The 25,960-nt window shown below is 43.6% G+C and carries 25 protein-coding genes; all 25 read right to left on the reverse strand.

Annotated features, from left to right (window positions below; genetic code table 11):
• Positions 1 to 116 precede the first annotated feature (116 nt).
• The 25 genes from NE619_RS13480 to NE619_RS13600 all read right to left on the reverse strand — a co-directional run bounded on the left by NE619_RS13480 (position 117) and on the right by NE619_RS13600 (position 25,957).
• Positions 117 to 851: a hypothetical protein gene (locus NE619_RS13480; RefSeq protein ID WP_256132954.1), complete on the reverse strand. Its 735-nt coding sequence runs from the start codon at positions 849 to 851 to the stop codon at positions 117 to 119.
• Between the two features lie 421 nt (positions 852 to 1,272).
• A complete protein-coding gene (locus NE619_RS13485; RefSeq protein WP_256132955.1) occupies positions 1,273 to 1,752 on the reverse strand; it encodes a protease complex subunit PrcB family protein in 480 nt (159 codons plus the stop codon).
• A gap of 157 nt (positions 1,753 to 1,909) precedes the next feature.
• Complete coding sequence (locus NE619_RS13490) at positions 1,910 to 2,488, reverse strand: hypothetical protein (RefSeq protein ID WP_256132956.1); 579 nt, start codon at positions 2,486 to 2,488, stop codon at positions 1,910 to 1,912.
• A 24-nt stretch (positions 2,489 to 2,512) separates the two neighbouring features.
• Positions 2,513 to 3,439 carry a transketolase family protein gene (locus NE619_RS13495; protein WP_256132957.1) on the reverse strand — a complete coding sequence of 309 codons (927 nt, stop codon included), beginning with the start codon at positions 3,437 to 3,439 and terminating at the stop codon, positions 2,513 to 2,515.
• On the reverse strand, positions 3,439 to 4,257 hold the full coding sequence (locus NE619_RS13500) for a transketolase (protein WP_256132958.1): 819 nt from the start codon (positions 4,255 to 4,257) through the stop codon (positions 3,439 to 3,441). The genes NE619_RS13495 and NE619_RS13500 overlap by 1 nt, the downstream gene beginning before the upstream one ends.
• Positions 4,258 to 4,342: 85 nt before the next feature.
• Positions 4,343 to 4,705, reverse strand: a complete 363-nt coding sequence (locus tag NE619_RS13505; protein WP_227755377.1) for a type II toxin-antitoxin system PemK/MazF family toxin — start codon at positions 4,703 to 4,705, stop codon at positions 4,343 to 4,345.
• Positions 4,706 to 4,732: 27 nt separating this feature from the next.
• Complete coding sequence (locus NE619_RS13510; protein ID WP_256132959.1) at positions 4,733 to 5,587, reverse strand: NAD(P)H-hydrate dehydratase; 855 nt, start codon at positions 5,585 to 5,587, stop codon at positions 4,733 to 4,735.
• A gap of 548 nt (positions 5,588 to 6,135) precedes the next feature.
• Positions 6,136 to 6,417 (reverse strand): DUF503 domain-containing protein, encoded by a 282-nt coding sequence (locus NE619_RS13515; RefSeq protein WP_256132960.1) that lies wholly within the window; start codon positions 6,415 to 6,417, stop codon positions 6,136 to 6,138.
• 770 nt (positions 6,418 to 7,187) lie between these two features.
• Positions 7,188 to 7,949, reverse strand: a complete 762-nt coding sequence (locus tag NE619_RS13520) for a hypothetical protein (protein WP_256132961.1) — start codon at positions 7,947 to 7,949, stop codon at positions 7,188 to 7,190.
• Positions 7,950 to 8,136: 187 nt separating this feature from the next.
• On the reverse strand, positions 8,137 to 8,649 hold the full coding sequence (locus NE619_RS13525; protein ID WP_256132962.1) for a hypothetical protein: 513 nt from the start codon (positions 8,647 to 8,649) through the stop codon (positions 8,137 to 8,139).
• 81 nt (positions 8,650 to 8,730) lie between these two features.
• Complete coding sequence (locus NE619_RS13530; protein ID WP_256132963.1) at positions 8,731 to 9,132, reverse strand: DUF4279 domain-containing protein; 402 nt, start codon at positions 9,130 to 9,132, stop codon at positions 8,731 to 8,733.
• Between the two features lie 25 nt (positions 9,133 to 9,157).
• Entirely contained in the window at positions 9,158 to 9,559 is a 402-nt protein-coding gene (locus NE619_RS13535; RefSeq protein WP_256132964.1) for a DUF4279 domain-containing protein, read from the reverse strand.
• A 122-nt stretch (positions 9,560 to 9,681) separates the two neighbouring features.
• Positions 9,682 to 9,921, reverse strand: coding sequence for a DUF4926 domain-containing protein (locus tag NE619_RS13540; RefSeq protein ID WP_256132965.1), 240 nt, complete (start codon positions 9,919 to 9,921; stop codon positions 9,682 to 9,684).
• Entirely contained in the window at positions 9,918 to 10,460 is a 543-nt protein-coding gene (locus NE619_RS13545; protein ID WP_256132966.1) for a hypothetical protein, read from the reverse strand. The genes NE619_RS13540 and NE619_RS13545 overlap by 4 nt, the downstream gene beginning before the upstream one ends.
• An 81-nt stretch (positions 10,461 to 10,541) precedes the next feature.
• Complete coding sequence (locus tag NE619_RS13550) at positions 10,542 to 11,084, reverse strand: hypothetical protein (protein WP_256132967.1); 543 nt, start codon at positions 11,082 to 11,084, stop codon at positions 10,542 to 10,544.
• A 145-nt stretch (positions 11,085 to 11,229) separates the two neighbouring features.
• Positions 11,230 to 11,670: a hypothetical protein gene (locus tag NE619_RS13555; RefSeq protein WP_256132968.1), complete on the reverse strand. Its 441-nt coding sequence runs from the start codon at positions 11,668 to 11,670 to the stop codon at positions 11,230 to 11,232.
• Between the two features lie 29 nt (positions 11,671 to 11,699).
• Positions 11,700 to 12,140, reverse strand: a complete 441-nt coding sequence (locus tag NE619_RS13560) for a hypothetical protein (RefSeq protein ID WP_256132970.1) — start codon at positions 12,138 to 12,140, stop codon at positions 11,700 to 11,702.
• Between the two features lie 29 nt (positions 12,141 to 12,169).
• Complete coding sequence (locus NE619_RS13565) at positions 12,170 to 12,610, reverse strand: hypothetical protein (protein ID WP_256132971.1); 441 nt, start codon at positions 12,608 to 12,610, stop codon at positions 12,170 to 12,172.
• 63 nt (positions 12,611 to 12,673) lie between these two features.
• Positions 12,674 to 13,216 (reverse strand): hypothetical protein, encoded by a 543-nt coding sequence (locus tag NE619_RS13570; protein WP_256132972.1) that lies wholly within the window; start codon positions 13,214 to 13,216, stop codon positions 12,674 to 12,676.
• A gap of 2 nt (positions 13,217 to 13,218) precedes the next feature.
• Positions 13,219 to 13,482 carry a hypothetical protein gene (locus NE619_RS13575; RefSeq protein WP_256132973.1) on the reverse strand — a complete coding sequence of 88 codons (264 nt, stop codon included), beginning with the start codon at positions 13,480 to 13,482 and terminating at the stop codon, positions 13,219 to 13,221.
• A 166-nt stretch (positions 13,483 to 13,648) separates the two neighbouring features.
• Positions 13,649 to 14,197, reverse strand: coding sequence for a hypothetical protein (locus NE619_RS13580; protein ID WP_256132974.1), 549 nt, complete (start codon positions 14,195 to 14,197; stop codon positions 13,649 to 13,651).
• A gap of 15 nt (positions 14,198 to 14,212) precedes the next feature.
• The gene (locus NE619_RS13585) at positions 14,213 to 15,055 is read right to left on the reverse strand and encodes a DUF7674 family protein (protein WP_256132975.1); all 843 of its coding nucleotides are present in this window, start codon (positions 15,053 to 15,055) and stop codon (positions 14,213 to 14,215) included.
• Positions 15,056 to 15,430: 375 nt separating this feature from the next.
• Positions 15,431 to 15,973 (reverse strand): hypothetical protein, encoded by a 543-nt coding sequence (locus NE619_RS13590; RefSeq protein ID WP_256132976.1) that lies wholly within the window; start codon positions 15,971 to 15,973, stop codon positions 15,431 to 15,433.
• 82 nt (positions 15,974 to 16,055) lie between these two features.
• A complete protein-coding gene (locus NE619_RS13595; protein WP_256132977.1) occupies positions 16,056 to 16,598 on the reverse strand; it encodes a hypothetical protein in 543 nt (180 codons plus the stop codon).
• A 2-nt stretch (positions 16,599 to 16,600) separates the two neighbouring features.
• On the reverse strand, positions 16,601 to 25,957 hold the full coding sequence (locus NE619_RS13600) for an RHS repeat-associated core domain-containing protein (protein WP_256132978.1): 9,357 nt from the start codon (positions 25,955 to 25,957) through the stop codon (positions 16,601 to 16,603).
• Positions 25,958 to 25,960 lie beyond the last annotated feature (3 nt).

Below are 25,960 nucleotides of genomic sequence, written 5' to 3' on the forward strand. Positions count from 1 at the left end.
CTATAACCGACCGTTATTTTCAAACAATTATCGGCATTATTCCTCAAAACGTTACAATATTATCATCGGCAGGTGAAAATTATGTGAAAACCTGCTCGATATTTGCATATTTACCATTATCGCCCGTCGGTAAAGTACAAATCGATAATCGCATCTATTTTCCGACTGTCCTCAATATCCGCTTCACATGTACAGATCAAGTCCCTGCCGGGAAATATATGATGTTTTGCATATGTATTCAGTTTTTCGGCAGTTTTCACAGCATAATCGGGCCTGTCTAAAAGTCCGAAATGTTCCCAAAATATCAATTTACCGCCCCGATGACGTTTTGCTGTAAAATCCGGATAGTAGACGGATTCGCCTAATTTCAGAGCCGCTTCATAGCGATAAGAAATGTGCTTTCGTTCCAGAGCATTTGCTATCAGCATCTCCGATTTGGATCTTACCAACACACCTCCATTGGTCAGGTAATGGCGGTCTTCCGGGCAAAAGTCGTTCTTTTCATAGTCTTCTCTGCCCCAGGAATTGGCGAAATCCCGAAAAAAATAGCTTTGGGGCAGATCCTTGTATGGATTTGACAGCTCCCTTATAATTTCTGCCGATGACAGTTCCCGGTATCGTTTGTCAAACATCATGGCCGCTTTGGCGTTGATTGTCAGCCGTTTTAGCCGTTCCTTCAAATACGCCTTTCTTGCCAGCTGCGCAATCATCTGAGGGTCTTTGGTAATGCCCCTGTCTTTTCCATCATCGTGGCAATAATAGAAACTGCGCCGTTTCACCAGATATCCCTTCGGAAGCTGTTTCAGTTCGGCCTGAATTTCCTGAATCTCCTGCTGATATTGTTTATTCATCGTTCCCCCTTCGGCAGCGCCGCTTTTTCTTTTTGAATTGTTTTATGTAAAAATTTTACATCATACAAAGTGATTTGTCAAATAATGTAATATGTCGTCAAGGAAACTTATTTCTATGGATTTTGATATTTTCTTCCGTTTGGAGAGCGATCGCACCAAAAAAATATCAAAACAGCCATCTATTAATGATCGTTTTGATATTTTCTCAATAATATTATGAAATTTTAAGCGTATAATATCAATAATCTTATTATAAAAAAGATTTAATGATATTTCTGGTTGAACCGCTCCGCCGCAGCTTCTTCACCCCGGTTTTCGCCACACCCTATCCGCAACAGTTCCCGCCACACCCGTCTCCGCAGGCAGCCGCCGCTGTCACTCCGCGGCTTCCTTCCGGGCCTATCAATCCGGCGGCCAGCGTTTATTCTTCGTACTGTATCCGCAGCTCGATTTCATCGGGAAGCTTGGAAAGATCCGTACTGGCTACCTTGACCGGATAGGTGATGACCTGGGCCAGAGCCTTGTCTTTTTCAGGATCTTTGAAATCCGCATAAACCACCAGATTGGTTTTACCGTCCTTTTCTTCCAGGCTCATTTTGTCAATATCTACTTCAAAACCTGAGGTCGGTTTTTCGCCTCTGGTCACGACTACATAGATTTTGTCCTCCACCACACACGCCAGTGCCCGTTCCAGAGTTCTGTATTCCGGGATAACCTGACTGGATATGTCCTGAGGTATTTTGTTTTCGCTCAATGTTTTGAATTCCACTTTTTTGTCACCTTTAAACAAATTCACCGCTACCAGGGCGGCTACCAAAGCAATAATAATAATTGCGATTATGATAAGACCTTTCTTCCCCGGCTTCCAATTTTTTTTCTTTTCCTTTTCTTTCTCTCCCAAAACAAAAACTCCCTTCCGTCTAATCTGCAATATGCCGGCTGTGCCTTCGCATACCTGGACATCTTCATCTTCATCTCTGCGGCGGAACCGCTGTCGTTTAAATGAACATGTCATATTTAAGACTATTCGGAAAGAGAGCTTGTTATTACTTGTTTTTCTAATCTTTTACCGGCGACAAAGTCTGCGCGATTTTATCAAATTCTTCAGTCAGTTTTTTCTGGTTGCCTTCCAGACTCCAGCATACCAGCTGAACGTAGCGGTCGTTGATCTCAGCGCAGTAAATCTGGTATACCTGATCTACATCGTCTATCTTGCCTGCGATCATAGTTTTATAAGCATTGTAGCTGCCCAGCTTCATCTCCTGGGATTTGCTTGTCTTTTCCTCGTCGATGTTTTTCCCCATATTCTTGACGACCATCTTGTTGTAGCCGGAAAGTTTTTCAGAAAAATTGTATTTGTTTTCGCTGATGAGAGCTATGTATCCCTCTGCATTTTTGGCGATTGACAAGGTGGCGTCTTCGATATCCAGAACGTCCTTTGCGTCGGACCAGTCTTCATTGGCTGTAATCTGGAATCTTTCATCACTGGTTTTAAATACCTTTTCCTTCACCGGTGCCTGAGTAGTCTCCAGCGCCGCGGTTTCGTCAGCTTTTTCCTTGGATTGGGAAGTGCCGCAGGCCGCAAAGGACAGGCACATCATCAGGATCAGGCTAAGACACAAAAACGATTTTTTCATAAAGCGATCTCTCCTCTTTCACACTTACAGGCTTTTGACCGCCGCCACAATGTCGGCAGCTGTCATGCCGTATTTCTTCTTCAGCTCCTCCGGTTTTCCCGATTCTCCGTAAGTATCCTTCTGACCCACGAAAGCCATCTTTACCGGCGCGTTTTTCACTACCACTTCCGCTACGGCGCTTCCCAGTCCGCCGATCACGGAATGTTCCTCTGCCGTTACGATTTTGCCGGTCTCCCTGGCCGCCTTGACGATGATCTCCTCATCGATCGGTTTGATGGTATGGATATCAATGACACGGGCGTCGATGCCATCCGCTGCCAGCTCTTCCGCTGCCATAACCGCTTCGTTAACCATGATTCCCGTAGCAATGATGGAAACATCTTTTCCTTCGCGGACCTGATTGCCCTTGCCCAGTGTAATCTGCGCGTTTTCATCGTAAAATACCGGCACTGCCGCTCTCCCCAGCCTTACATAGCACGGTCCGTCCATGGCTACGGCCTGCTCCAGCAGCTTACCTGCGGAAACGCCGTCCGACGGATTGATAACGGTCATTCCCGGAATGGTCCGCATCAGTGCGATATCTTCAAAAGTCTGGTGGCTGGCGCCGTCTTCTCCCACTGTGATTCCTGCGTGAGTAGCGCAGATTTTCACGTTGGCTTTTGTGTAACCAATGGAGTTGCGGATAATCTCAAAAGCCCTGCCGGAAGCGAACATAGCAAAGGTGCTGGCGCATACGATCTTGCCGGAAAGGGCCAGTCCCGCAGCGCTTCCATAGAGATTCTGCTCCGCGATGCCCATGTTGAAAAAACGCTGCGGATAGGTGCTTCCAAATTCAGCCGTCATGGTGGATTTGGAAAGGTCCGCGTCCATTACAACCAGGTTGTCATATTTTTCTCCAAGCTCTACCAGTTTTTTACCGTAGGCCTGTCTTGTCGCCATCTTATCAGCCATTACCATTCACCTCCCAGTTCTTCTACTGCCTGCTTTGTCTGCTCTTCGCTTGGGGCCTTGCCATGCCATCCATATTCGCCTTCCATGAAGGAAACTCCTTTTCCTTTTATTGTTTTGGCGATAATCATGGTCGGCTTTCCCTTGCAGGCTCTTGCCTGAGCGAAAGCGTCGAAGATCTGTTCAAAATCGTGGCCATCAATATTTATCACGTTCCAGCCGAAAGCGCGGAACTTTTCATCAACAGGAGCAACAGTCATTACATCTTCATTTCTGCCGTCGATCTGCAGACCATTCCAGTCCAGAATGGCAGTGAGGTTGTCCAGCTTATTGTGAGCCGCGGACATGGCCGCTTCCCATACAAGACCCTCCTGGATCTCGCCGTCGCCTAAGAGAACGTAAACTCTTGCCGGGCTTTTATCCACCTTGGCCGCCATAGCCATACCGCCGGCAGCGGAAAATCCCTGTCCCAGAGATCCCGTAGACATTTCGATTCCAGGCACCTTTTTCATATCCGGGTGTCCCTGGAATTTGGAGCCCAGCTTTCTCAACTGCAGGATGTCTTCCTTCGGGAAATAGCCCCGTTCCGCAAGGGCCGCGTACTGCACCGGACCGGCGTGTCCCTTGGATAAAATAAACTTGTCCCTTCCTTCCATTTTGGGGTTTTTGGGGTCAATGTTCATTTCCTTAAAATACAGCGCCGTCACGATATCCGCCGCGGAGAGGGAACCTCCCGGATGTCCGGAGCCCGCGTTATGTATTGCCTTGACGATTCCGGTACGGATATTTGCCGCTGTTTTTTCAAACTGTGTGTAATCCATTCTTTTTCCTCCTGTGTTTATTTCTATCTATTAAAAGCGTTTGGACAGAGCGGCACCGGGCCGCTCCGCCTCCTGCTATTAAAAACTATTCAAACGTATTGGGATTCGCAATTCCCAAGCTTACGCCTAATGCTTCATCTACATCCGGTAAACGATCATGGTCAAGTGTGCCAATTCGTTCCTTCAACCTTTTTTTATCAATTGTTCTGAGCTGTTCTAAAAGTACTACTGAATTCTTACTGAGACCATTGCCGTCCGCTGCGATTTCCACGTGGGTCGGCAGATTGGCTTTATTTTTCTGTGAGGTAACTGCAGCCACGATGATCGTCGGGCTGTATTTGTTTCCTACATCGTTCTGAACCACCAGGACGGGCCTTACGCCGCCCTGCTCGGAGCCGATTACCGGACTTAAATCTGCAAAATAAAGATCGCCTTTCTTTACCAGCAAGTCCTTCACTCCTTATCTATTCAAATTTTACTTTCCTACGATTTGTTTGAAAGCCAGAGCGACCATATTGGCCAGATCCAGGGATGTCATTCCCGTTTCTCCAAGGGACTTAGCGCAAAGATCGCCTGCCATCCCATGGATGAATACTCCCGCTTTCGCACAGTCAACCGGAGAAAGCTTTTGCCCGGCCAGCGCTGCGATAATGCCTGTCAGCACGTCTCCACTGCCGCCGGTGGCCATTCCCGGGTTTCCTGTAGTATTAGTATATGATTCGCCGTCCTCTGTTGCCACCAGAGTCCCGCTGCCCTTGAGCACGCAGATCGCACCCGTCTTCTCGGCCAGTGTTTGGGCCGTCGCAGGCCTGTCCAGCTCTGAGATGTCGATCCCGCAGTAATTCAGGAGCCTTGCGGCTTCTCCCGGATGCGGCGTCATGATCACCTTTGCTCCGGTTTCCCGCAGCTCATCCAGAAGCCCTTCCCTGCTGACCGCGTTGATCCCATCGGCATCCAGGACGACTGTCTTTTCGTATTTCTTTAATATTGTACGGATCAGCTTCGCGCTCTGCCCATCATCTCCTAACCCCGGACCTACTGCAATGGCATCGCAGGCCATTAGATCCGGTAGGGAAAGCTCTCTCGGGACACAAGTGGCTTCGGGTACGCCCACCTGCAGAATGGGATAAAGTTCTCCTGGGGCGGATATCCGTACCAGTCCCGCTCCTGAACGCAATGCTCCCCGTGCGCAGAGCACGGCCGCGCCCGCCATGCCGACAGAGCCTGCAATCACAAGAACCTTTCCGCAGTCACCTTTATGTATGTCCCTCGGACGTTCCTTAATTACAGTATTTACATATTCTAAATTTATTAAACCTGTTTTCTCCATAAAATTTTCCTATTGGCACGAATTCGGATATTGCGGGGATTCTTTACTGTTTTCGATTGTCTTTTTCATTCCGCCCGCAACCACCTCTAGGGGCCGCAGCTCGTTTTTTCTCGAAAAGACGAGGAAAACCCCATATTACGTAATTATATCACAATGAAGTAGCGGCGCAAGATGTCTGGGGAAAAAAGAGAAGCTTTCTTATAAGAAACGGAGCTTCGGGCAGATTTGAAAACATGCCTGGAAATAGATCCGGTAACGACCATGAAGGCTGGCCCGATTTCAGCTCGGGAAACAGCTCAGGAAGCCGGCCATGAAGTGACTCCGGTACCAGCTCCGGAAATAGCTTGAAAAATCCGCTTGGCAACAACCCCGCAAGCAACCTGGAAGGCCGGCCCGGTAACTATGGGCCGATTCCAGACAAAAGTTACGCATTTTTCAACGTTTTGACGGCCCTCAAAACGGTCGGAAGCACAAATTGTCATTTTTTACGGTTTCAAATAGCCGCAAACCCACAACTTTGCGTAACTTTCCATCATTTTTTCGAAAAGTTACCGCATTTCACAATCGATCGACTGAATGTCCGCATCCGCCGCGTCTTCTATAAAATGGATGATTTTTTCCACCATACTGTCCGCCTGGGCCTGATGTGCCGCCAGGGCGGCAATTCCAATGATGATTGTCTGATGGATATCCTGGTCCGCGGCCTCTGCCACCGAAACATTGAACTTGTTTCGCAGTCTTGCGGTCAGGCTCTCGACGATCATCCGCTTTTCCTTTAGTGAATGAACCCAGGGAGCATGAAGCCTGACTGTCAGATATAAAATGTTCATTGGGGCACCTCCTGTGTTGTTTTGGGCTGGGAAGCATACGATATTTTTCAATTGAAGCGGGGGGCACAAATAAGCTGTAAATGCCCATTTATGTTCCAAACAAGTCATCTTTATTAGAATGGCCACATAAATTCTCGCTGAAAATCATGAATTTCATATGCCACAGTGGAATTCAAGGCGTTTTCCGCAAATTAATGATTTGTTCATAACAACTATATCTGTTTTTTTTAAACTAACGATTATTTTATGTGGCCACTCATATCAAAATCGCGCATTTGGAACATAAATCGCTATATGTAATTTTATTCCATATAAAAATTTTGTTTCCACGATCAATAATGATTGTCCTTTTATGATATTGCAAGAGTCCGGCGGGCTACCCTGCAGAAACCGGCTCATATGAAAACCTGCTCAAAAGACAAATTGCTATTTTCCTCAACAACGTAGCGAAAAACCAGATTTTTGTTGACCTTTTTTCAAGGATGCAGCGCCTGAAAGCACCAAAACTCGATCAAAATACCGTTTTGTACAGAATCAGAGGCTGCAAACCTTGGAAACACTTCAACAACAAAGCTGAAATAAGCCAGTTGTTGAGGAATATGCACATTGTTAAAAAAGGGTGCGACTCCCCGGTTTCCAGGAACCATCTGGGCAAACCCGCATCCAAATGGCAACTAATCCGGATTTTTTCGGACCAATCTGAAACTATCAAAATCGTGCGTCACTTTTGCCTCTATATGACAGTTTTTAATAAAGGATCTGTTTCAAAATCAAATCCCATATAGCGTGATCCAATTTCGCATACAGTTCTTTTTGTCCGATTGCATTACTACTATCCTTCTTGTGCCTCCACATGAAGCGCTGTCAAACCCCGAAAAATAGTATCCATGTTTTGCTCTAATCAAATATTTCTGCCCTTCATAAACGATTTCTATTTGTTTTTCGCCTATTCCGGCCAATAGGCCCTCTTTCTCATATATCTGATACGCTTCTTTCCGCAAGGTTTCAGTTCGATCGCTGAATACCGAGGAAATTACAAATTGATCCGGATTTTCCTTATAGCCATATCCTTCTTTCCAATTGGCGGCAAAATCCATCTCACCCCGGTCCATAGACTCCAAAATCCGCTTATAGCAAGGACATCTGGATTCCAGATCAGACAGACGTTCAATTCGGTTTTCAAAATAATAAATCCGATACCATCGCTCTCTGCTCGAAATCAGATCAACGCTTTCCTGATCCCATTGCAAATCCTCACAAAAATGATCGTTAAATTCTTCTGGTAGGCACACCTTCTTTTGTATTCTCTTTTTTAAGTCCACATAAATGATGCACTCATTTTCTGCACAGTATAGAACTGCCTGATGCTTACAAACAAACCCTGAATAAATGAAAACATCCTCTTCCAAAGCTATATTATCCATGAGGTTCAATTTCAAATCAAATCTTATAAGCCCCCTGTAATTATCATTGATGAGAATATAGTCCTCTTCCATTTTGATAAAATAAACATCGTTTTTGTCAAGCTTCACTTCCCGCAGCTTTTGCATTGATATCCCTCTTTTCTCGTTTTATCCTTACGTTCCCCCATGGCATTTTCCAATGTCACAGTAAGAAATCCAGGTATCAATTGTATGGAATCCTTCTTAGTTCCTATTTTTAGAATCATATCTCGTTATACGGTATTTTGTCATCATTGTTCTCCAGGATCGGCATTTTTTACAGAACATGCGCTGTACGTTCAAATCTGTCTATTTTCGTTGTTTTCATATCCCAATATTCATGGATGTCTGTTGGCGATAGGACTTTTCCTGTGCTTACTTTCATAAAGCCTGCCAAAGAATCCACTACCTCTATCAGTAATTCTTTGTTTTTAAATATGATTTTTAGAGCAATATCCAGTTGGACATTCCAAGTATCCGATTCATATTTCCAATAAATTTTATCGTTAATAAGTTCAATCGACTCTACCTGCTGCTCCCCGATATCGTAACATTTATGTTTTGAAGTATCACATTCGGATTTTTCGATGAATATGCTTGGATATTCATCCCCATAATAATCAACGATTCTATTGCTGATTTTATACATGCAATTTTTCCCACGCAAGATAACGCCTAAGATGTTATCAGCAAATTGATCTGTATATACCCCTTCAATTTTTGAATGTTTCATCTCTTGTAATATATTTATACATTCTTGCTGAAGCGTAATAGCAATTTTATAATCCATGATTTTCTCCTATCGAGATTCTAATTCGCCGGGCATATTATAGCATTTCGTCTGACGAGCAACTTGAAATGCTTCAATAGTTCATATAAACGATGTGTTCAGGTCAATTTTCGCATCCAGTTTGGCGACAAGCTGTGTAAAGGGACTTTCAAAATATACTGCTGGCACTGCATCATGGCCTATGCCAATTATAATATCAAAGGTAAAATACAAATTATAACGCTCTTTTAATTCGCACAGTACAGCTACTTTGGGAAGAAGTATTCTTTCAATTTTTTTAATCTGAATGCTTGTATCGATCGTGACCTCACTACCTGTTCCATATATCCAGACCGTATTCCCTCGCCTTTTGCCCACCTGCTGTTTATCCATGGTACAAGTATATATTGGCTCAAGTTCCAACTTTTCGCTAATCTTTTCAATACTAAAATCGTCCCCTGTGATTTTGAAGTCAATTTGGATGGTTGAATTTTTCATGTTCATTTGATGCGCTCCTCGGCTATTTATCTCAGTTTACATATATATCAAAATCAATTCTGGCATCTAGTTTGGCAACAAGCTGCGTAAACGGGCTTTCAAAATATATAACAGGGATTTTATGATTACAAATGCTTATTACAATATCAAAGCTAAAATCCAAAAGATACCGTTCCTTCAGTTCGCACAGCATATCTGTTTTGGGTAAAAACAAACTTTCAATTTTTCTGAGCTGTGTATTTATGTGCAAAGTCTCTTCTTCTCCCGTGCTATATAACCATCCTGTATAATTGAATTTCAAATTCGTTTTTCTAATGTAATCACCCATACGCCAAGTATCTGTTGGTTGAATATTCAATTTTTGAGTAACCTTCTGAGGATCGTATTCATCCCCCATAATTCTTAGGTCAATGCGGACAGTTGTCTTTTCCATATTTTATTTAATGAATTCTCCTGTAGAAATTCCTGCGCCTTTTCCTTTTTTCCTAAAAACAAATCGTTCTTCTCTAGTTGCCGTAAAGAAGAATATGTTGAAATACACTCGATGCCGCCTATCTATTGACCTTGCCTCCAACATAATTTAATATCGGAAGGTTCTACTGTCGTAACATCTATCGTGTCATTATTATCATCCATAAATTCCACTTCATACGCCAACGCTGGCCTTTCATATACTATTAAAACAACTCCTCTGCACCCTCTTTTGATATTAGAATTTATATCTTTTTTAGCCATTATGATATCAAACTCTCTCAGCATCATACTCTCCTTATAAATCCCCATTTCTGCTATCATAGGGTTTCCAATCCGGCGATCAAACCCTGTACGCAACTGGAGTACACCAACTCTTCGTTCAGACTTCGTACTTCCTCAATAAACATACCGCATTTTTTCCTTACCTCTTCTTCAAATTCCGCAAGCCCTATATATTCGTTGTCAAACACAATATCCTCGGCTTCTGCCTTTACTTCCCACTGGCGAACTGCTGAGCCGGTTTCACGCATTTCCTCAGAAGCTCCATATTTTATTCTAAGGCTTTCTCCTTCCCTTCGAAACTCTAAAAAACCGATCCCGTCTATGATATGCATTGTGACTATATTGGAACATCTCAACGCTTTAATGGCATCCATTAAAGTGATAAACCACATATCTATGATTTCTCTGCCCATCTCCCATTCTTCAATTTCGTTGTCATGATAAATTCCAATTCGCTTGTTATTGATCTTCAATTCGAAAAATCCCCAAAAAGAGTCTATCTCCCTTTCAAACTCTTCTGTGGTTGTCGTCCTCAACCAATCCATATCTTCAAATAGTCTGTACTGTATCCTGACCATATCTACTGCCCTCCCTGCAGGATATTTACCTTAATCGACTTCCCTTTTAACTTCGTTCCAGCAGAATTTCAGCTTTTATGATCACAAGCTTTCCAATTCATCGATCAAGCGCTGTATAGACCTGGCATATACCAACTCTTCATTCAAGCTTCGCACTTCCTCAATAAACATGCCGCATTTTTTTCTTACTTCTTCTTCAAACTCTGCTAATCCTATGTATTCGTTATCAAACAAAATATTCTCGGCTTTTACTTTTATCTCCTTTTGCTTAACTTCTGGCCCAGTTTTAAGAACCTTCTCTGACACTCCACGTTTTACTTTTAGAGTTTCTCCCGTTCTTCGAAATTCTAAAAACGATATTCCACCAACAATATGCATTGTGACCACCTCGGAACATCGCAATGCTTTAATGGTATCCATCAAAATTCTAAACCATAAATTTATAATCTCTCCACCCGTCTCCCACTCCTCAATTTCATTGGAATGATAAAACCCAATAGGCTCGTCATTGATTCGCAATTCGAAAAATCCCCAAAAGGAATCCAGCTCTCTTTCAAATTCTTCCGTGGTTGCAGTTTTTAACAAATCCATGTCTTCAAATAACCTGTATCGTATTTTGACCATGTCTATTTTCCTCCGGATATTTTGCTTTCTTCTTTCTTACCAATGCATTTCTACATTTTGATACAAATCCATTTCCTTAACCACCCTTACTTCAAGGATCCAAACAAGGTCCGGCGGCCTATCTCCCATCTTCATGCTCTATACTCTACCAGGTTCCGTCTTTAAATTCATCGGAATCCATTTCTTTGACATAAATTGAAATCCGCACGACCTTTTTTGTAAGGGGATCCGCCTCAAGCAGCACTCCCTTGTCACTTTTGTAAAGCTTTTTTTCCTCATCATAGATGAAGCTCGGCTCCAGCCTTAGCACGGTCCCTATCCGCTGGCCGGTATGGATTTTTCGAAATAGTCTTCCTCTGTATTTTTTCAATGCGCTGATCTTATACAGTTTTCCGTTGCACAGATCAAAGTGCAGGCAAATTTTATCCTTTGTTTCATAGCGCAAAAGTGTCCCGAATTCTACGGAAGCCAGGTTTTCTTCGTCCTCCACATAATCCATCCATTGACGTATATGGCTGTACAGTTTGATCCCTCCTAAGCCCTCCCACGGTATGATGGGGGCTGTTGTGTCGATTTTCCGTTCCATATGTTCTCCTTCCCTGTGAGCATTCTCCCCTACCACAAGCCCTCGCCAAACCCATCTGAGTACAGTTCCCTGATAAATACGGATATCCATAACACGTTATCGGTAATTGGATCCGTTTCTATAAAAACGCCTTTCTTACTTTCGTACACCTCTTCAAAATCATCATATATCAAACTAGGCTCCAGTTCTAAGGTTTCTTTGATACTTTGTCCTATATAAATTTGATCAAATAGTTTTCCTCTGTATTTTTCCAGGGCTGTAATTTTATATAACTTCCCGTTGTATATGTTGAAATGCAGCGAAATTTTTTCATCTATATCATATCTTAAGAAAAGGCCAAAAGGGATAGATGCCTTGGTATTTTCACTTTCCACCAGTTCTTTCAGTTCTCGTATGTGGCTGTACAGCTTGATTCCTCCTAAGCCCTCCCACGGTATGATGGGGGCCGTTATGTCGATTTTCCGATCCATATGTTCTCCTTCCCTGTGAGCATTCTCTCCTACCACAAACCCTCGTCAAATTCATCTGAATACAGTTCCCTGACAAATACAGATATCCATAACACGCTATCGGTAATCGGATCCGTTTCTATAAAAACGCCTTTTTTACTCTCATATACCTCTTCAAAATCATCATATCGGAAACTTGGCTCTAATTTTAAGGTTTCTTCGATAGTTTGCCCTATGTAAATCTGGTCAAACAATTTTCCTTTGTACTTTTCCAGCGCTCTAATTTTATATAATTTTCCATTGTATATGTTAAAGTGCAAAGAGATTGTTTCATCTATTTCATATCTCAAAGAAGATCCAAAAGGAATAAATGCCTTGGTATTTTCACTCTCCACCAGTTCTTTCAGTTCTCGTATGTGGCTGTACAGTTTGACTCCGCCTAAGCCCTCCCATGGTATGATGGGGGCCGTTATGTCGATTTTAGGGTTCATCGTGCTTCCTTTCTTCTGTAGCTATTCTAAAATCCAAATTTCTTAGAAGTTCAACTTCTGTGATCATAGGGTTTCCAATTTGTCGATCAAACCCTGTACGCAGCTGGAGTATACCAACTCTTCGTTCAGGCTTCGTACCTCCTCAATAAACATGCCGCATTTTTTTCTTACCTCTTCTTCAAGTTCCGCAAGTCCTATATATTCGTTATCAAACAAAATATCCTCGGCTTCTGCCTTTACTTCCCACTGGCGAACCGCTGAGCCGGTTTCACGCATTTCTTCAGAAGCTCCATATTTTATTCTAAGGCTTTCTCCTTCCCTTCGAAACTCTAAAAAACCAATCCCGTCTATGATATGCATTGTGACTATATTGGAACATCTCAACGCTTTAATGGCATCCATTAAAGTGATAAACCACATATTTATGATTTCTCTGCCCATCTCCCATTCTTCAATTTCGTTGTCATGATAAATTCCAATTCGCTTGTTATTGATCTTCAATTCGAAGAATCCCCAAAAGGAGCCAATCTCCCTTTCAAACTCTTTTGTGGTTGTCGTCCTCAACCAATCCATATCTTCAAATAATCTATACCGTATCCTGACCATATCTATTTTCCTCTTTGCATTTCTAATAGTGCCTCATAAGTATATCGATACTTTCCGTAGGCAGTCCGTACCTTTATCGCCGACTTTGCTTTATATGAACCGGCTCTGAATTTCCCGCCTTTCCCCTTAACATACTTGGCCCCGATTATAATTCCGGCAATGCCAAAGAACGAATCCCACCGGGCGTAGCTTCCCGGTTTAGACGTCAAATAGGTTCTGCCCAGATCCAGCCTTCCGAAACTCAGCCAGTTCAGCGCATTGTACACGGTTGATTTCTTCTTGAACGCCTTCCATCTGGCCGCATTGTTCTTGAAGTAACATATTCTCCCCTGCGCCCACGATTCCAAAGGTCAGATAGTCGGCCCAATCACCTACGCTTTCAAGGTCTATATCCGCTATAATTTATGATTTTCTAATTTTGTCACCAGGGTTTCATCCTAGCGGTATCCAATATTCGCCCTTCATAGCTTCTATATAAATCCCTCTTTTTTTCGCTTTTTTCACTAAGGGCTTATCTATTCTGCTACAGGTAATATATGTATACAAATCATATCCGAATTCCAGAATACATTCAGGCTGCCGGGATATTAATTTACACCATAAGCATTCCCGCAAGATAAGTGGTATAATTGTTCGAGTTTCATCCAAGCTAATTTCTTTTTTCCCAACTACATCCTTTAAAAGTTTTTTCTCTTTACTCGTTAACAAAATTCCCCACTCTTTTAGCTCTTTATATAATTCTTCAATTGTAAAACATGAATCTAACTCAACTATTTCCAAAGCTTCTACATTCATGTTTAATAGAATATCTAAAATTGCATCGACATAACTTTTTTCTATTGACAGATACTCTTGCACCTCCAATGCTTTTCCCTCGTAATATTTCCCAATATCACAATAGGAAACCCAAGTATCAACAGCATAGTACCCTTTTTCGTTCCTATTTTTAGGATCATATCTCGTTATACGATATCTTGTCATTATCAGTCTCCAAATTTATTCAATATCAGCATATCCCATCAGTTGTTTTGTTTTCTTTCCCATAAAAGGCTTGCATAGTTCCACATTAAAAGAGGCGGCCTTCATATCATTCAATACACCGAGTTCTATGGCCTCCTCTATGTATTGGTCATTGGAATTCAAAAGATTTTCTATAAAGTCGAAAATTTTTTTAACTCGTTCTGTTTTTCCCAATTGAATGTTTCTCTCAATGAAGGGTTCCAAGAGGCATCCGTAAACAATATAAGGGCCTGTTTCCAATCCGCAGTCAATTAAAGGCTCTTTATGAAAAGCTTTAATTAATTCCGGGAAAGTTTTGAGTAGCAGCGAATTATATGCTTTGCAATTCTTTTTGATTATATAAGCGGTGTTAAAATAGACTTCCCCCGCTTCCAGCATTTTCGTGAATTCCTCTGTTTTAACGGTTCCGTAGATAAGATCGTCCTCCGGGCCTTGAAGTCGGGCTAAAAAGAGAACCATTTTTATGGGCGACGCCTCCACAAACTTATATAAAAGAGCTTCCACGTCCGTTTTATATTCATCGTTTACAATAACCGGATATAGCTCTAATTCTTTGTGACGGAAAGCAACTCCCTTTTGTTTTTCTAATGAAACAGCCTGCGAAAAATTTGCATCTATGATTCCCATAGCACTCCAAAATCCATCATCGTCCGTTCCCAATTGATACCAAATCCCTTCCTGCATTTTCACATAATCCCAGCTGTCCATATATCGTAAAGAACAATCGGGTTGTCTTTCATTGACTATATCAATCTTACCACCGTTGACCTTAATTGGTTCTTGCTGCCGCAAAACCAGAATATTTAAATCATATGACATTGCTTGTCCTCCTATTATTTAATAATCTCTGGTTTTATTTTTCTATGCAATTGATTCTCAGATACGCCAAACACTTTTTTTAATATCCTTTCCTTTTCTAGGGAACATATGTTTCTTAGTAACCGCTCCAGCCTTCTTAACCTTTGAAGCTTTGGCACCTTTCTTTACCTTAGCTCCAGCTTTCCCAATTTTAATAGAGTACTGCCCAGCTCTCGCAATTTGTCCCATTGGTAATAATGTGGCACCAGCTAATGCTACATGTACATCACCTGTGTAGGTAGGTTACCTTACCATATCTACTGCCCTCCCTGCGGCATATTCACTTTAATCGAGTTCCCTTTTAACCTCGCTCCAGTAGAAGTACAACTTCCGCAATTACAGGGTTTCCAATTCGTCGATCAAACCCTGTACGGAACTAGCGTATATTAACTCTTCGTTCAAGTTTCGCACTTCCTCAATAAACATGCCGCATTTTTTTCTTACCTCTTCTTCAAGTTCCGCCAATTCGATATATTCATTATCGAATATAACATCTTCTCTTCCTATCTTTAATTCCCGCTGTTGGACTACAGGGCCGGTTTTAAAAACCTCCTCTGAAGCTCCACGTTTTATTTCATGCCTCTCTCCTTTTCTTCGAAACTCTAAAAACGTCATTCCGCCAACAATGGTCATCGTAACCACATCAGAACATTTCAACAGTTTAATGGTATCCATTAAACTTTCAAACCATAAATTTATGATTTCTCCACCGGTCTCCCACTCTTCAATTTCATTGGGATGATAAAAGCCGATCACTTTGTCATTAATCTGCAATTCGAAAAATCCCCAAAAGGAATCCAACTCTCTTTCAAATTCTTCTGTGGTTGCAGTTTTTAACAAATCCATATCTTCAAACAGTCTGTACTGTATCCTGACCATATCTACTGCCCCTCCCGCAACATATTCATCTTAATCGGTTTCCCTTTTTAGCATGGTTCCGGCAGAATTCCAACTTCTGCGATCATAGGGTTTCCAATTCATCAATCAACCCCTGTACGCAGCTGGAGTACACCAACTCTTCGTTCAGATTTCGTACTTCCTCAATGAACATGCCGCATTTTTTTCTTACCTCTTCTTCAAGCTCCGCAAACCTTATATGTTCGTTATCAAACACAATCTCCTCTTCTTTTACTTCTATCTCCTTCAGTTTAACTTCTGGCCCATTTTCGAAAATTTTCTCTGACACTGCACGTTTTACTTTTAGCGTTTCTCCTTTTCTTCGAAATTCTAAAAAAGACATTCCACCAACAATGTGCATTGTTACCACATCTGAACACCTTAACGCTTTAATGGTGTCCATTAAAATGTAAAACCAGAAACTTATAACCTCTCCACCCGTCTCCCACTCTTCAATTTCATTGGAATGATAAAACCCAATAGGCTCGTCATTAATTCGCAATTCGAAAAATCCCCAAAAAGAATTCAACTCTCTTTCGAATTCCTCTGTAGTTGCAGTTTTTAATAAATCTATATCTTCAAATAATCTGTACTGTATTTTGACCATATTTATTTTCCTCCTTGCATCTTTAATAAATCTTCATAAGTATATCGATAATGCCCATAAGCAGTTTGAATTTCTCCTTTGCGGAAATGAATTGTAATAATTTCCCCCTTATATTTAAAATTATAGTCTCCATTTACTTTGCCCTTTTTTATAGCCTTCTTGTAACCATAATTTACAGCCTTTTCTATTGTCTCGTTCGACCATTTTGGAGGAAAAAAGGATTTGCCATGGTTTCCGCCGTTTAGCTCGTCTTCCACCATTTGCCGTGGTTTGTGTGCTAGAGTCTGCGCATATTTGCCTGGCTTATGTTCATTAATAATATGTTTCAGTTTATTTTTACTTACTTTTACTGTAGTCTTTGCCTTATGTGAGCGGATTCTGACCTTTCCGCCTTTCCCCTTAACATACTTGGCCCCGATTATAATCCCGGCGATGCCAAAGAACGAATCCCACCAGGCGTAGCTTCCCGGTTTGGACGTCAAATAGGTTCTGCCCAGATCCAGCGTTCCGAAACTCAGCCAGTTCAGCGCATTGTACACGGTTGGTTTCTTCTTGAACGCCTTCCATCTGGCTGCATTGTTCTTGAAGTAGTTCTTCCCTGCGCCCACGATTCCAAAGGTCAGATAGTCGGCCCAATTATCCACGCCCCCTGTTTTAAAGGCTTTGTAGGCTCGGGCATCGGCATTCTTATACCAGTTCTTTCCCTTGGTCTTTAGATAGTTGACAAATCCCGTCAAAAATCCCTTAGTGCTGGCTGCCGCGCCTCCTTTTTTACCACTTCCTCCGCAACCATACGACTTCTTCTTACCTGACGCCTTTTTGCCTTTGTCCTTTTTCGACTTATCGCCTTTCGACCCGCTGCCGTCCGAGCTGCTAGTCTTCGGCTTTTTGAATTTCTTGCCGTTCTTGGTGTCTTTTTTATACTCGTGATAACTCTTGGTGAGCTTACGGTTATAGCTGCGATAGCTCGGTACAGTGCTTTTGCTTCTGCCCTTGAACGTCCTTGCCGGTGGTTTTGGCGGCGTTGGCGGTTTGCTGGAGGATCTGCGGTTATAGGAGCTGATTTTTTTCTTTACGCTGGTATATCCGCTTCTAAGCGTATTTACTGCATTTCCGGCGCCTCGTTTGATTGCGCTCCCGACCTGTTTCGCTTTGCGCTTGCCTTTATTGAAAAGCTTTTTCAGCGACCAGTTTCCGCTGGGGTCATAGTTGTTGACCGGATCGTTATCCCCATAGGCATAGCGGTTCTGGGTGATCGGATCATCGGTTTCTCCCAGATAGTCGTCCTGACTGACAAAACTGCCGGTCTGCGGGTCATAGTAACGGTCACGCAGGTATTGCAGGTTCACATTCTGAATATGTTCTTCGCCATTGTAGCCGTAGAGCACATCGTTCTCCTCAGCGCCTTCCGTAATCTCGCCAAAGACATCATATCTCAGGCTGCGAGTGATGGTTCCGGCCCCGGAATCCATATTCTGGGCCACATTCCCCTTTCCATCATACAGATAGGTGGAAAGTCCCGCCTGCTCTCCGCTATAAGCGGCGCCTTCTCCGGTAAAGTCGGCTGTAAGCCGCTCGTTTCCGTAGGTATAAGCCGCTTTCACCTTTCCGTCTTTGCCATATTCCATCAGGGTCTGAGCGTATTCTGTGTTGACATCGTTGACATAATAGGTCAGGTCATAGGTAACGGCAGTACCGGGATCAGTTCCTGGAATAACGATCGTGGATAGATAGTCCGTTTCGGCTCCCGGCACGATAACGTCCTCGATCCGCTCAGGATCATCGCTGCCCGCATCTCCCGCAACCGTTCCATTTGCGGTTCCATCCGTATTATAGGCAGTCTTTCCGGTCCACAGCTCCCGGATCTTGTCTCCGATGCCATAAGCAAGGCCCTGATTCAGATTGGCGCAGCTTTTGGCAAGGCCCTGGATAAAACCGTAGCCAAAGATATCCGGGTCGAACCAGGATTGGGAAGCCTTGCCGGATGTCCCACCCTGCTCTGAGTTTCCCTTTCCTGCGGTCGAATCTGATTCATCATCCTCCTCTCCTTCTTTGTCTGCCTGCAGGGATGCGGCAGCTGTACTACCCGTAGAGCCTTCTGTACTGACAATTTTTCTTGTCATTTGAAAGACCTTGTTATCTTCGCCGTCGTAGGTGGCGGACATTAATACCTGGCCGCCCGAAGATACTGCCCGAAGACGGTCCTCGGCATCGTATTTATAAGTTGTTTTTTCTCCGTTTTCCTTTTTGGCGATCAGATTTCCATTTTTATCATAGGTATAGCGAATCGTCTCACCAGTTGTTTTGTTGGTTCTGCTGGTGATCTGGTGGTCGTCGTTATAGCGGGTAACGATGGTCTCTTTTCCTTCGGTTACAGCTATTTTATCACCGGAGCTATTGTATGTATACCTGGTTTTCTCCGTCTTGCCGCCTTTCTTTTCTGCGCAGCCGGTCAGCTGCCCTGCCTTGTCGTAGGTATAGATTCTGGTCTCTTTTTTACTGTCCTGTAACGCCGTTTCCTTTGTGATTCTTCCATTTGCGTCATAAGTGTAGGAAAACGAGGACAGGTTCTTCTTTCCTTTGCGATTGACCAGCTGAATCAGCTGATCCAGTTCATCGTATTTGTATGTGGTCACGGTGCCGTCGCTGCGGCTGCAGCTAATCACATTATTGTTTTTATCATAACGGTATTTAACCGTGAGCCCTCTGCTGTCAGAGACTTTAGTCAGATTATCATCGAGATCGTACTGATAGCTCACCTTTCTTCCGTCAGGATAAGTGATTTTCGAAATACGATCGTATTCATCGTAGTAGTAGGAAATTGTCTTTCCCTGGCCATCAGTTACAGTTTTGAGCCTGTCCAGCTTGTCATAGGTATACTTGCTTTTCCCGCTTTCATCCTTCATGGAAATTTTGTTGCCTGCTTTGTCATAGCCGTATACCGTACCTTTGCTTCCGTCGCTGTAGGATTTTCCCACCAGACTGTTGAGCTTATCGTAGTTATATTTAATACGGCTGCCGTCCGGTCTGGTCTTGCTGATCAGACGGTCCGCCACATCGTATTTAAATTGCTCCACTTTTCCTTCCGGCGTTGTGACACGGGTTAGATTTCCATGCAGGTCATACTTGTATCTGGTGCTGTTTCCGGCCGCGTCTGTAACAGCAGTCAGGTTATCCATATCGTCATAAGTATAGGAGGTGGTATTTTTCAGCGGATCCGTTACGCGCACCATGCGTCCGCCCAAATCGTATCCATAGGACATGGAATTACCCATAGGATCCGTAACTTTGATCAGGTTTCCCTCTTCATCATAGTCTGTTTTCGTCACGTTGCCTTTGGCATCTATCGTTTGCCGTAGCCGTCCCATGGCGTCATAGGCCATTTTCGTCTGCTGTCCTTTGCCGTTACGTTCTCCGGTCATTTCGCCGTTTTTGTCATAGGAAAATTCCTCAGTCCTTCCTCCCGGGCTGACGGTTCTAATCTGATTTCCGGTATTATCGTATGCGTAGGTCTCGTTCTTGTCCTTTTGTTTTACTTTGGTCAGATTTCCTGCCTTATCGTAAGTATATTCCACCTTGGCCAGCATGGATTCTTTGATAGTTTTGATCCGGTCCAATTTATCGTATGTGTAGCTGGTCTTTGCTCCTGACGGTGAAAGCTCGCTGGCCAGATTTCCAGCTTCATCATAAGCATAACTGGTTACTGCGCCTTTTTCATTCACAATTCGGGTCACCTGATGCAGCTTATCGTAGTTATACCGGATGACACCGCCGTTCTCCCTCTTTTCCTGGGACACATTTCCCTTCCGATCGTAGGTCAGGCCGGACTGCGCACCCATACTATCTTTAATTTCCGTAATGCGGCCGGCTCTATCGTAAGCGTACTCATACAAAAGTCCGTTCGGTTCCTTCTGCCGGAGCAGTTTATCGTCTTTATCATAGGTATAGCTGGTCACTGCTCCTGCAGCGCTTTTTTCAGTCAGGACATTTCCGTGAGTATCATAGGTATAGGCTTCCTTCCCTCCTCGGGGATAGATCACTTCTTTAATTTTCCCGGTCTTGGTATACTCTGTTTTGGTTACTGCACCGTTCGCATCCTTTGTACTGATTACATTGCCTGCCGCATCGTACAGATATTCGGTGCTTCCGCCTTCTTTATCCGTCTCCTGTATCAATTGGCCTTCTCTGTCGTAAGTATAGGTATTCTTATTGCCCGCCTCATCAATTTCCCCTGTCAGCTGATCCAGCTTATCATAGAGATAAGAAACAGCCGTACCGTCAGGGTTTTCGGTCTTAATCAGATTACCTGCCGCATCATATGTATGGCTGCTGGTCTGTCCCAGCGGATCGGTCTCCTTCTTCAGCTGATCCAGCCTGTCATAAGCATAAGTCCAGGTTCTCTTTGCCTGATCGGTTTCCGTAATCACATTTCCTGCGCAGTCATAGGTGAAAGTCGTCTTGTTTCCTGCGTTGTCTGTCGTAGAAATCAGCTGACCTTTTTTGTCATAAGCGTACTCGGTCACATCGCCGTCGAAGCTGATTTCTTTGATCAGATCCCCTGCTGCGTCATAAATATAGGACGCTGTCCTGCCTGCGCTGTCAGTCTGACTGATCATATTGCCGGACAGATCATAGGCGTAGGCTGTCTCATTACCGGCGTTATCCCATTCACGGATAAGCTGGCCCGCTTTATCATATTCATATTGAGTGATTAAACCTTCTTTATCCGCGGTTTTAATCAGGTTGCCATATTTATCGTAGGTATTTTCTTCAAATCCTCCGTCAGGGCTGTTTATGCGCTTTTCTCCACCCAGTTCATCATAAGTAGTAGTTACTGCATTGCCGAGAGGATCAATGACCTTAGTAATCTGATGCAGACTGTCGTATTCGTAACGGGTGGTATTTCCATTCCGATCTGTCTCAGAAACCGGCATCTCCGCTTCATTGTAGGTGTAATTTGTTTCATTACCTACCGCATCAATGGTTTTACGCAGATTTCCCATAGCGTCATACGTATATCTGGTTACATTTCCCCTGGCATCCGTCTGGGAAGTCATATTACCCAGGGTGTCGTAAGTCATTTTGGTTACGTTGCCTTCCGCATCAGTTTCTTTGATAATATTGCCCGCACCATCGTATTCATATTTGGATGTTCTTCCGTCCGGCCCGGTTTCCTGAATCAGTTTTCCTGCTTTATCGTAAATATATTGAGTCTCATTTCCCAGTTCGTCGGTCTCACTGACCATATTTCCCAGTTCATCATACTGAAAAGTTATAGTTCGGCCCGCAGAGTCCGTCTTTTGGATTAAGTTTCGATTCTTGTCATAGGTATAATGTATCTTCAGTCCTGATGGCTGAGTCTCCGTAAGTATATTTCCAATGGCGTCATAAGAAAAGGCGCTTTTTCCACCCTTGCCGTCAACGGAAGACAGAAGGTTTCCCTCACTGTCGTAATCAAATTTTTCGGTTCCTTCCGGACCGGTCTGTTTTATGATTTGCCCGGTATTGTCATCGTACTCGTAGACCGTCTCGCCTCCCTTGGCATTGGTTTCCTTCGTCAGCTGAGAAAGGCCGTCATATTCATAAGTTTTTACATTTCCCTGAGCATCGGTTTCCTCGGTCAGATTTCCAAATTTATCGTACTGATAATGAGTTTTGTTGCCTCTTGAATCAGTCTCAGAAGTCTTATGTCCCAATGCGTCATAGGTATAGGACAGCATACTGCCATCCGGTCCTTTGACACAAGTCATATTTCCCATGGCATCATAACTGAACGTGGTTGTCGCACCCTCGCTGTCTGTAATTGATGTGCAGTTGCCGGTCCGGTCGTAACCGTAAGTTTCCCCCGCTCCGCCTGTCTGCCAGGTGCCGGAGTTCTTCCCTCCCTTTGTGTACATGTTCTTATTTTCAACACCTTCCGGGTCCACCTCATTGATCAAATTCCCCATGGCATCGTAATAGCTGACCGTCTGATTTCCTTTTGGATCTGTCTCGGTCATTTTGGAAAGACCGTCATAGGTATAGTGTGTGGTATTCCCCTCACCGTCCGTTTGGCTAGTCATACGCCCATAACCATCGTAAGTGTAGGATACCTTGATTCCAGTCGGCCCTGTCTGGCTCAGCAGATTGCTGTCTGCGTCATAGACGCTTTCCGTAATATTGCCGTTAAAATCCTGTTCCCATATCACGTTACCCTCCGCATCGTAACGAGACTGACGGGAAGCGCCGTCACTGCGGGTTTCTTTTGTTACCTTTCCCTGCTGGTCATACTCGTAACGGATAGTATTTCCCTCTTCATCAGTCTGGGAAATCAGGTTATAATCTTCATCATACTCCTGTTTTGCCTCTGTTCCGGCAATTTCCATATCGGTCGTCTTGTAATCCTCGTCAAATCCATATATAGATTCGTTGCCCTCCGCATCGGTGATTTGTGTTTCATCATCTTCATAGGTGATGTCGGATACTCCTCCATTGGCATCTTTCTGTTTTAACACTCTGCCATATTCGTCATAGGTGTTTTCCACGACTTTCTTTCCATTTCCATCTGTCCAGGAAGTCATATAGCCGTTTGCGTCATAGTAATAGCTCACCTGGTCTCCGTCAGCATTGGTATAGGAGGTCATATAGCCATCCACATTATAGCCATAGGAAAGAACACCTCCGTTGGGAAGTGTGATTGCCGTTGCCAAACCATCTTCACTGATAGCAAAATGATAAACCCTACCGCTACCGGTGGTCAATTTTTGTATCAGGCCGTCTTCATTGAGTTCCAGTTTTGTTTCCAGGCCTTTTTCATCGGTGATTTTTGTCAGCAGCCCGTAAGAATTAAAGGTATACAGCTTCTTTTCCTGCAAATCTCTGATTTCGTAATAGGTATTTTCCAGCTCTGAGCTTTCAATTTTTTTTAACTCCATGTAATAGCCATCGGGAGATCCCCACCCTGTTCCGGACTGTGGGAAAATAATTTCTTTGCCGTCCCCCATTTTCCAGGTCATACTGCCATCCTCATCACCAGTCAGATTTTGTTCATATTCAAAATTCCAGCCTTCGCCGAATATGCCGCTGGACTGATCTCCCATGGAATTATATGAACGCGTCAAGGCAAAGTCTCCGTTGAATTCTGTGTTTTCGGCATCCACACTTTCAAAATAATAGTTGCCGAGACTTGTATTGATCGGCTCCAGGTCAAAAGCCGCACATTTTCCTCTACCCAGGTTCGCCTTTACCAGAGCCTTTCTGTGCTTCTTAGACAGCTTGGCTTCTCTGGTATAATTTTTCGTTTTATTCTTTTTAGGACTGCGAATAAAGATGGTGCTGCCTGCATAGCACAGGTAGTCCACAGGCCGATTATCTTTTACCAGCTGTTTTACCTTTACACCATAAAATTTCGCTACATACGGCAGCGTATCCTTTTTCTTAAATTTATATACAATAAACTCGTCGCTCTTGCCTTCCGGCGTTGTATTTTCATCATCCGAAGCTTTTGCGTATACTCGGTAAGGCGTCGCATAAGAAAAACTTTTAAACGCATGGCTCTGCCAGTTGGAATCCGTATATCCGGTATACCCTTTTTCAAAGCTGACCTGATCTTTCACCAGGTTGCTGTTTGGATATACTTTTCCGTATTCCGCTCCCTTATATGTACCTTTTTGCCCATTGTTGAGACGGTAATCCACATCCAGCTCAGGGCGCACTACACCGTCGGCCAGCACGCCTTTCAATGCTTGCCGGTTTCCCGGATTGCTAGTCAGCGGACGCAGATTGATTACAGGTGCTTTGAGCGGATAGTCCTGATCCACCTCCTCAGGCACGGTCCAGTTGAGATCCAGATACATTTTGTGCTCTCCATGCTGATTTCCCGGTCCGGAAAAACATACGGCATCTTGATCTTCCTTTTCCGGCCGCAGCACCAGACCGTAGTTTTTATCACCTTTCGCCCATGCCTTTACTGCTGTCTTAATATTCCAGGTGACCCATTTATCACCCCCGGAAACATCCTGCCCGTCATCAATTTTTTTGAAATTAGTTGGCTTTGTGTTCCAGGTTCGGTTGCTGTCGCTTTTCCAGTCATCCAGAACCATGTCGCAGTAAACCTTACTCCCTGATGCAGGATTTCCTGCATATTTGAAGGCCTTCAGTTCGGCTTTTTTAATGGTCGCGTTTTCCTGTATTTTTGTAAAATTATATTTAATCCGTAAGTAAGAACGGGTATTCTTATAGGTAATCGAAGGAACTCCTGTCATATTGCCCCGCTCATAACCCGCATACAGGTAAGACACTCCCGTATGGTCCACATCGGGACCCGCATGGCCCTTCCCGGAGGTATCTACTCCATTTTCAACCATGTTGCATACAAGTTTGCTTTTGGTCAGATTGATTTTGGGGTCAATGGTAACTGGATATGCCCTCTGGGGCGCGGACAGCCATTCCTGATCCGGCGTTACTGTCAGGACCTGCTTTCCGTCTTCTTCCGTAAGCGCCAGAGTAATTCCCAGAGACTGCTCCCCTGCATTATCAATCATATAAGGAGCATCTATGGTGAATACTGTACTGTACTGTTCATTACGATATGCTTGCAGCTGATTATCTTTTATTCGATACTTCAGGCCTCTTCCCTCCAAAATATAGCGGAACTCCTTTAGCTCCGCCGGCTTGTTGAGAATGATATCCTCCTTCACATAGTCCCCATGGGTTGTATACTGCAGGTCTATGTTTTTCGCCACATTGTTGTAGCGGATTGCGTTTTCCAGGACGACTTCGTCTTTCAGTTTGCCAAAATCCGGGGCCATTTTAAAGCTCGTGTCTTCCTGCTCAATAGCAATGGAGCTTCCCTCTTTTGGCAAATGAATGTCATAGCTGCCTGCTTTATTTGTATAATGGTCTCCGGCTTTCACCAGATCGTTTTCCACTTGCTTTTCTTTTCCGTTTTCATCCTTATAGGTCAGTGGTTCGTCTGTGATTCTGGTGATATATTCGTTTTTCCCTACTTGATAAGTGGCACTGTTTCCGCTCTCTTCAACCAGTGTACCATCGATTTCAGGCAGCTCTTCATCAAGTGTCGGCTCTCTTTTTACGCTGACTCCTGTTGTTTTTTCCTTTTTAACGTCCGATATATCCGTTTCGTTATCCGCCTTTTGATGAGTTTCTTTTTCTTCTGACGGTGTTGTCTCTTTGGTTTGGTTTTCTTTCTGTCTGCGGTCGAATTCCTCGGATTGCTTTTTGATATCTTCCTGAATTTTCTCCGGGCTGTTTTCGGTGGCAAAAACCGATTGCGGTATTAACCCGGTCAAAAGCAGCAGAATCAAGATATAGGCAATGGATTTTTTTATCATTTTTTTCGTTTTATCAAGTTGACTCATGGT

The organism is Anaerovorax odorimutans (genome assembly GCF_024459955.1).
In the GTDB taxonomy this organism is placed as follows: Bacteria; Bacillota; Clostridia; order Peptostreptococcales; family Anaerovoracaceae; genus Hominibacterium; species Hominibacterium odorimutans_A.